Origin of the sequence: Algoriella sp., from assembly GCF_036647415.1 — a bacterium.
Taxonomy (GTDB): Bacteria; Bacteroidota; Bacteroidia; order Flavobacteriales; family Weeksellaceae; genus Empedobacter.
Genome location: NZ_JAVXKG010000044.1, coordinates 1 through 6161, shown reverse-complemented (window position 1 = coordinate 6161; position 6161 = coordinate 1). Strand labels below are relative to the sequence as shown.

Annotated in this window: 3 protein-coding genes; all 3 read right to left on the bottom strand. The window is 30.3% G+C overall.

Going from position 1 to position 6161, the window contains the following annotated elements:
* Nucleotides 1–1023, bottom strand: a 1023-nt coding sequence (locus RSC72_RS14250) for an efflux RND transporter periplasmic adaptor subunit (protein ID WP_332578592.1), incomplete at its 3' end; no start/stop codon positions are given.
* A gap of 5 nt (nt 1024–1028) precedes the next feature.
* A complete protein-coding gene (locus RSC72_RS14245) occupies nt 1029–5378 on the bottom strand; it encodes a CusA/CzcA family heavy metal efflux RND transporter (protein ID WP_332566366.1) in 4350 nt (1449 codons plus the stop codon).
* A 123-nt stretch (nt 5379–5501) separates the two neighbouring features.
* Complete coding sequence (locus tag RSC72_RS14240; protein ID WP_332546728.1) at nt 5502–5825, bottom strand: DUF6660 family protein; 324 nt, start codon at nt 5823–5825, stop codon at nt 5502–5504.
* Between the last annotated feature and the right edge of the window lie 336 nt (nt 5826–6161).

Here is a 6161-nt window from a genome sequence, read left to right as displayed (position 1 = left end):
CTCAGTTTTAATAAAAATATAAAATTTACTATCTGCTTCTACAATCGCTTCATTAGGTACTGCGGGTGTAAAAATATCTGCTAAATTTAGGTTACCAGAAATATTCATTCCGTCAATTAAACCTGATTTATTTCCAATTACATTACAATGAACAGCAATCGTTTTACTTTGGTCTATAAAAGAGGATCCAATGCTAAAAACCTTCGCTTCGTAATAAATGGTTGGATTATTAGTAAGTGTAAAATTCACTATTTGTCCTACTTTTATTTGACTTAAATCTTTTTCGAAAACTTGTAAATCTAGATGTAACGAACCATTGTCTATTATTTGTGCAACAGGAGAAGCTATGTCTACATAACTTCCTATTTCTGCACTTATACTGCTTACTGTTCCACTAATAGGCGCTATAATTGCTATTCCATTTTTTAATGATGCATTTGAAATTTTAGCTGGATTTATACCCATCATTTGCAATTGTCTTACTAATGAAGCTTTCTGAGTACGAAACATTTTTAAACTCGCTGACGAGTTTTGTAAGTTTTTTTTAGCTCCAGCATCATTATCAAACAATTCTTTTTGACGGCTAAATTCTTGTTCTGCAAGTGTAATTTGACTTAAAACAGTTAAATATTGTTCTTGGATTAGAATATAATCAGGATTAGAAACGGTTGCAATTGTTTGTCCTTTTTTTACATAGCTACCCTCTTGTATGTTCAATGTTTTGATGATTCCTCCAAAAAGTGCAGCAACTGTAGCTTTATTTGTATTTGGAACCCGTAAAGTTCCATAGGCATTGATTGTTGATGTTAATTGCTTTTGTTCTACTTTACCCAATTTCATTCCTACTTCCTTCATTTGTTGTTGAGTAATTTGTACTTTACTTTCAGAAGATTCTTCATGTTCTTCTTCAACTTTATTTTCAGGTAAATGTTCGTGATTTTTTGTGTCGTTTTCATTCGATTTACAATTAAATAAACTGAATAAAATAAGATTAACTAAAATAATTCTATATATTATTTTCATAACTTTTACTGATTTAAGATTGCATTAATATTAACAACCGATTGATTAACTAATTGAATAGATTCCAAATATTTTAATTGAATTGATGTTGCTGTTTGTAAAGCCATCAAATATTCTACATAAGAAATTTCTCCTGTTTTATAACCGAGCTGAGCCGCTTTTACAATTTTCTCTGCATTTGGTATAGCCTGTTCCACATAGTAATGGTATTGCTCTATATCTTGTTTGTATTGTAGTATGGTTGCATTAAAATTATTCGTTAATTGTTGCTCCTGAAGTTTTGCATTATTCTCTGCTATTTGTTGATCAAAACTTAATGCTTTTATTCTTGCTTTGGTTGCTTTAAAACTGATTGGAATTGCTACACCAATATTTACGTAGCTAAATCTGTTCAAACCATCGTAATATTTTTCAACTCCATTTTTTGTATGAAATCCTATCATAGATTGGTTTGTAACACCGAAAGTAAATTCTGGTAATCCTTCTGCTTTTTCTACCTCTTTGCTTTGTTCTAAAACAACTATTTCTTGATAAAATGCTTGTACTAATGGATTATTTTTTATTGCTGTACTATCAACGACAGACTCTACCTGCAATGGTTGATATACTTTTGATTTTACCACTTGAAACTCATCATTTGTATTTAATAATATTTTTAAATTTTGATAAGCATTAACCAAGTAAACCTTATTTTGCTTTTGTAACAGATTAATTTCGCCTCTTTGTGTTTCTGCTGTATTAATTTCTATTTTTTTAATATCACCTGCTTTAAATCTAACAGAAGCTATTCGTACAAAATCAAGATAAAGACTATCCAAATTCTCTAGTTTTTTTTGATTATATTCTAAATATTCAATTTGATAATAATATGATCTAACTTGTTTTAATAATTCATTTACTGAAATCTGTTTATCGATTTGCTTACTTTTAACTGAAGACTGTAACAAGTTTTTTCTGGCTTTGAAAAGCGTTGGAAAAGGAATACTTTGAGAAATAGAATACGCGTGATCAAATTTCGGACTACTGTATTGCCCTAATTGAACATCAAAATTTAGTTTAGGTAATTCGTTTACAGTTCCTAATAAAGCTTCGCTAGATAAAATTGTTAAATCAGCAGATTTTACAGACAAATTATTTTGAACTGCTAGCTCCATTGCTTGATTAATGTCTAACGTTTTTGTCTGCGCATGAACAGGTTGACCAAATGATAATATCCCAAAAACAAATAATATGGTTAAATGTTTTCCTTTAAATTTTGGTAATTTTGAGGAGAAGAGAATATATAATATCGGCAAAACAAATAGAGTTAAAAATGTTGCACTTATCAAACCACCAATCACAACTGTTGCCAATGGTTTTTGTACTTCTGCTCCTGCTCCACTAGAAATTGCCATTGGTAAAAAACCAATAGAAGCCACTGTTGCTGTCATTAATACTGGTCGTAATCTTTCTTTTGTACCTTTTATGACACGTGTAAAAACATCATCTATTCCTTCTTCTTTTAATTGATTAAATGTTCCTATTAATACAATTCCATTCAAAACTGCGACTCCAAATAAAGCAATAAAACCAATTCCTGCACTTATACTAAAAGGCATTTCACGTACTGATAAAGCTAATATTCCTCCTATTGCACTCATCGGAATTGCTGTAAAGATTAAAACAGCTTGTTTTAGTGAATGAAAAGTGAAATATAATAACATAAAGATTAAGAATAATGAAATAGGCACCGCAATCATTAAACGATTACTTGCTTCTTTCAAGTTTTCAAATTGCCCTCCGTATGTAAAATAATAACCTGAAGGAAGTTTAATTTCTTTATCTATTTTTTTCTGAATATCCTGAACAACACTCTGCACATCTCTATCTTTTACATTAAAACCTATTACAATACGACGTTTTCCGTCTTCTCTTGTAATTTGTGCTGCTCCTAATTTATTTTCAATCGTTGCGACTTGGGATAATGGTATTTGTATTCCTGATTTTGTTGGAACCATTAAATTATTCACATCATCTATACTAGAACGATATGTACTGTCTAGGCGCACAACCAAATCAAAGCGACGTTCATTTTCGAATACTTGACCAGCTGTTTTACCAGCAAATGCTGTGCTTAAAACGTCATTTACTTCATTAATATTAAGACCATAATTTGCCATGCGAATACGATCGTACGTGACATTTATCTGAGGTAATCCTCCTACCTGTTCAACTTGAGGAGAAGTAGCTCCGTCAACATTTTTGATTACGTTAGCAACTTGATCTGCATAAACAGCTAAAGAATCTAAATTTTCTCCAAATATTTTGACTGCGACATCTTGTCTTACTCCAGTCATTAACTCATTAAATCTCATCTGAATTGGTTGATTTTTTTCAAAAAAGACTCCTGGAATTACTTCTAATTTTTCGAGCATTTCATTTCCTAATTCTTCATAAGATTTTTTTGTTTTCCATTCTTCTTTAGGTTTTAATACAATTATTAAATCTGTAGCTTCTGGTGGCATTGGATCTGTTGGAACTTCTGCTGAACCTGTTTTTCCTACAACCATTTTAACTTCATCAAATTCTTTTATAATTCGAGAAGCTTGCATTGATGTTTCTAAACTTTGAGAAAGTGAACTTCCTTGAGGTAAAATACAGTGAAATGCAAAATCGCCTTCTTGTAATTGTGGTATAAATTCTCCTCCCATGTTTTTAAAAATAAAAAGAGATCCTATAAATAGTAATACTGTACCAGAAACTAAGAAATATTTTATGCGAATTGCTGTTTTTAAAAGTGGTTGATAAATACGTTCTAAACGAGACATAAAACGATCTGAAAAATTGGGTTTTAAAGTTGCTTTTTTTGATAAAAACAAAGCGCTCATCATAGGTATATAAGTCATCGACAAAATCAATGCTCCTAAAATTGCAAAACCAACTGTTTTAGCCATTGGAGTAAACATTTTACCTTCGATTCCTACTAAAGTTAAAATTGGAATGTAGACGATTAAGATAATAATTTCTCCAAAAGCTGCACTTTTTCTAATCTTAGATGCTGATATAAATACCTCTTCATCCATTTGTTCTTGAGATAATGTTTGTTTAGATTGTCTTTGTTTTAGATGATGCAATGTTGCTTCTACAATGATAACTGCTCCATCTACAATCAATCCAAAATCAATAGCTCCTAAACTCATTAAATTTGCACTCACACCAAATAGATTCATCATTCCTAATGCAAATAATAATGAAAGTGGAATAGCTGAAGCTACAATTAATCCAGCACGAAGATTACCTAAGAAAAGAACTAATACAAAAATTACAATTAATGCACCTTCAATCAGATTTTTCTCGACAGTTTTTATTGCACGACCAACTAAATCTGTACGATCTAAATATGCTTCAATTATAATATCATCTGGCAAAGATTTTTGAATAACTGGAATTTTTTCTTTTATACGCTGTACAACTTCATTGCTATTTTCTCCTTTTAGCATCATTACAACTCCACCTACAGCGTTCACTTCGCCATTATATGTCATTGCGCCATATCTAATGGCATTTCCTAAACGTACATCTGCTACATTTTTTATATAAATAGGAATTCCTTCATTTTTAATTGGAATATTTCCTACATCTTCTAACGAAGTAACCATTCCTATGCCTCGAATAAAATAAGCATTTGGTTTTTTATCAATATAAGCTCCTCCTGTATTTTGATTATTAATTTCTAAGGCTGTAAAAATATCCGTAACACTAACTCCCATTGCTCGTAAACGATTGGGATCTATTGCTACTTCATATTCTTTTAATTCTCCTCCAAAACTATTTATTTCTGCAATACCTGGTGTTCCGTTTAATTGTCTGCGAACAATCCAATCTTGCATTTCGCGTAATTGTTTGGCGTCGTATTTACTTTCGCTTCCTTTTTTGGGATGTAAAATATATTGGTAAACTTCTCCTAAACCAGTACTAACTGGTGCTAATTCTGGTGTTCCTACTCCATTTGGAATATTATCTATTGCTTCTTTTAGTTTTTCATTGATTAATTGACGTGCAAAATAAATGTCTACATCATCTTCAAATACAACAGTAACTACTGATAATCCAAAACGAGAAATACTTCTTGTTTCTTCTATATTAGGTATGTTAGCAATACTTTGTTCAATTGGAAAAGTAACCAATTGTTCTACTTCTTGTCCAGCCAAAGTAGGGCTAACTGTTATTATTTGTACTTGGTTATTCGTAATATCAGGAACAGCATCAACTGGTAATTTAGATGCACTCCAAACACCCCAGATAATCCACAAAATAGTCATTACTCCAATAACAATTTTGTTTTGAATACTAAATTTTATAATTTTATCTAACATTAATTTTTTAATTTAATTGTATAAACAATTACATCCCAACCTTAAAAAAAGGTAGTATGTAAAATAGCAATAACCTCTCTGTAAGACTTACAAAGTTTCTATTGTATAAAACTGTTTTTTAAATTAAATTTTGGGTGGTTGCCAGATGTCAACATACAACTGCCCTTGAAGATTATTATGGGCAATGATAATTTCTTTAGAATAAATTGACTCTACTTCTTGAGGAGAATCTATTTCTGTGATAAATTGATAAGAGGTAATTGTTGATTGACAGCAATTGCAGATACAAATAGAACTACACAAATCCGAATCTTTAGAATGCTCCGCATCAGAATTTATTTGCTGAGAAGTTGTAACAAAGTTAGTTATATCAAGTTTTGCATCATTACATGGAAAAACCGACACGAATACAATATATACTACTAATATGTATGTAAATAACCTCATTTATTCTACAAAAATAAATGATTAATTTTAATTAGCTTCATAAGATTTAGTATTTTTTAAAATAGAATGCTAAATAGTTTTTATTAATAACAACCCGTTGCCCATTTTAATAATTTTAGCAATTAAACCGTCAATTCGAGTAGAATTCTGTAAAATGATTGCCATTTATCAAATAAATTAGACATCCAATTTATAACATAACTTCATAGATTTACTCACTATTATTAGTTAATATAAAACACAAAAAAGCAACATATTTCTATGTTGCTTTTTTGTGTTTTATATGTCTCGTCCTGAAATAATGATACAGAAAAAAGTATCATTATGAAAGAAGAG

What these genes read in the sequence shown, in the direction of transcription:
- RSC72_RS14240 (WP_332546728.1), bottom strand. Translation starts at nt 5,825, where the DNA reads ATGAGGTTATTTACATACATATTAGTAGTATATATTGTATTCGTGTCG.
- RSC72_RS14245 (WP_332566366.1), bottom strand. Translation starts at nt 5,378, where the DNA reads ATGTTAGATAAAATTATAAAATTTAGTATTCAAAACAAAATTGTTATT.